This is a genomic window from Wolbachia endosymbiont of Drosophila leontia, from assembly GCF_028981785.1.
In the GTDB taxonomy this organism is placed as follows: Bacteria; Pseudomonadota; Alphaproteobacteria; order Rickettsiales; family Anaplasmataceae; genus Wolbachia; species Wolbachia pipientis.
The window spans coordinates 1-1857 of sequence record NZ_JAPQLK010000041.1 but is presented as its reverse complement, the minus strand read 5'-3'; the positions used below and the strand labels follow the sequence as shown (position 1 = coordinate 1857).

Here is a 1857-nt window from a genome sequence, read left to right as displayed (position 1 = left end):
TTTTCTTTCTGCTACTCTCCAGTATTGGTCTAATTTTTTCAAATTGTTCTTTACTTATATCGCTTGGATAGCTTTTTTGCATAGATATACCTCTTTCTTAACTATGCTTATTTTACCTCATATTTTCGAGATCCTTAACAGGTTCTCAGAACAAATAAATTCTAAATTGTTACAAACATAAATTTTAGCTATCATCATTTATATTACTGTAACGGACAAATATGCCAGGTATAGTCACGAGATTCGCTCCATCACCAACAGGATTTTTGCACACTGGAGGAGCTCGTACTGCTTTATTCAATTGGCTCTATGCAAAGCATCATGGTGGCAGGTTTTTGCTAAGAATTGAGGACACCGACAGAAAACGTTCAACGAAAGAAGCAATTGATGCAATTATAGAAGGGCTAAGATGGCTCGGTGTGAGCTATGATGGGGAAATAGTATATCAGTCAAAAAGAATAGAGCGGCATAAAGAAGTAGCAAACCTTTTAGTTGAGAAGGGTAGGGCGTATCACTGTTATTGCCCTGAGGATGAAGTTGCAGAAAAGAAAATAAAAGCAAGAGAAGAGGGCAAGATATACAAGCATAAATGTACTACAAAACCTCCTTCTTGTCATCCAAGTAGCCGACACTGGGATCCAGAAGAAAATATGTGGTCACGCGCTGGAATGACATCCGGTGTGAGGTCAGTTATCCGTTTCAAAGTGCCAGACTCACAAGAGATCGTCATTGATGATAAAATATACGGCCAAATCAAAGTAAATAGCAACCAGCTTGATGATATAGTGATCTTACGCTCTGACAACACTCCAACATATATTTTTGCCGTAGTAGTTGACGATCATGATGCTGGAATAACTGATATAATACGTGGCTCTGACCATCTCACTAATACCTTTAAACATCTGCTAATATACCAGGCTCTTGATTTTGACATTCCACGCTTTGCACATGTGCCGCTTATCCATGGGGAAGATGGGAATAGGCTATCCAAAAGGCATGGTGCCACAAGCGTTTGCGATTATGAAAAGATGGGAATATTGCCAAAAGCGATGCGTAATTACTTGCTGAGACTTGGCTGGAGTCACGGCAACGATGAGATTATTAGCGATGAGCAAGCAATAGAGTGGTTTAATTTAGAAAGTATTGGTCGTTCACCTGCACGGCTCGATTTCAAAAAACTGGAGCATTTGAATAACCACTATATTAGTAATATGAGCAATGAAGATATTCTGACTCTAATGCTTAGAGAAAATACTCTAACTGACAAAAAAAAGGGCTATTTACTGCGGGGACTGACAGGGTTAAAAAAAAGAGCAAACTACCTGACCGAATTATTGGATTTAGCAAAATTTTATATTCAAGATCCGCCACTTGATTTAAGTGAAGAGGCTGAGCAAATTGTCAAATCTAACCTCGATATAATCAAGTTACTCGCGTCATTTCTGTCAAAGATCGGTGATGAAAATTGGAATAAGGGTTTTTTATCTTCTCAGATCAAGGAATGTGCAAAATTGCACGATATGAAAATAAGCGATGTATACCACTCATTACGCGCCCCTATAACTGGAGTAATGGATGCACCTGGAATCATTGATATCATGGTGATTCTTGGTAAAGATGAGTGTATAAGAAGGTTACAAGCAATTTAAATGAAATAAGAAAATTTCTTGACAAGCTTTGCCAGCCCCTTTACCATCACAGTGGAGCTGTTGTATTTGCTTTCGCCAATCTGCAGATTAAAAGGTAAGGATTACTTAATGTACCGGCGTCTTATGTTCAATTTTTTGCAGTATATAGATACTGTATGTCTTTACAAAACTTCATCTACATCTAGATTTTTATCTAAATAAGCTG

2 protein-coding genes are annotated in these 1857 nt (G+C 37.9%); both read left to right on the top strand.

The window, feature by feature from the left end; translation table 11 throughout:
• Positions 1–181 (top strand): hypothetical protein (locus tag OZD63_RS06120; RefSeq protein WP_410543736.1); only part of this gene is annotated, 181 nt, incomplete at its 5' end.
• A gap of 40 nt (positions 182–221) precedes the next feature.
• Positions 222–1652 (top strand): glutamate--tRNA ligase, encoded by a 1431-nt coding sequence (gltX, locus tag OZD63_RS01275; RefSeq protein WP_275007905.1) that lies wholly within the window; start codon positions 222–224, stop codon positions 1650–1652.
• The last annotated feature ends 205 nt before the right edge of the window (positions 1653–1857 follow it).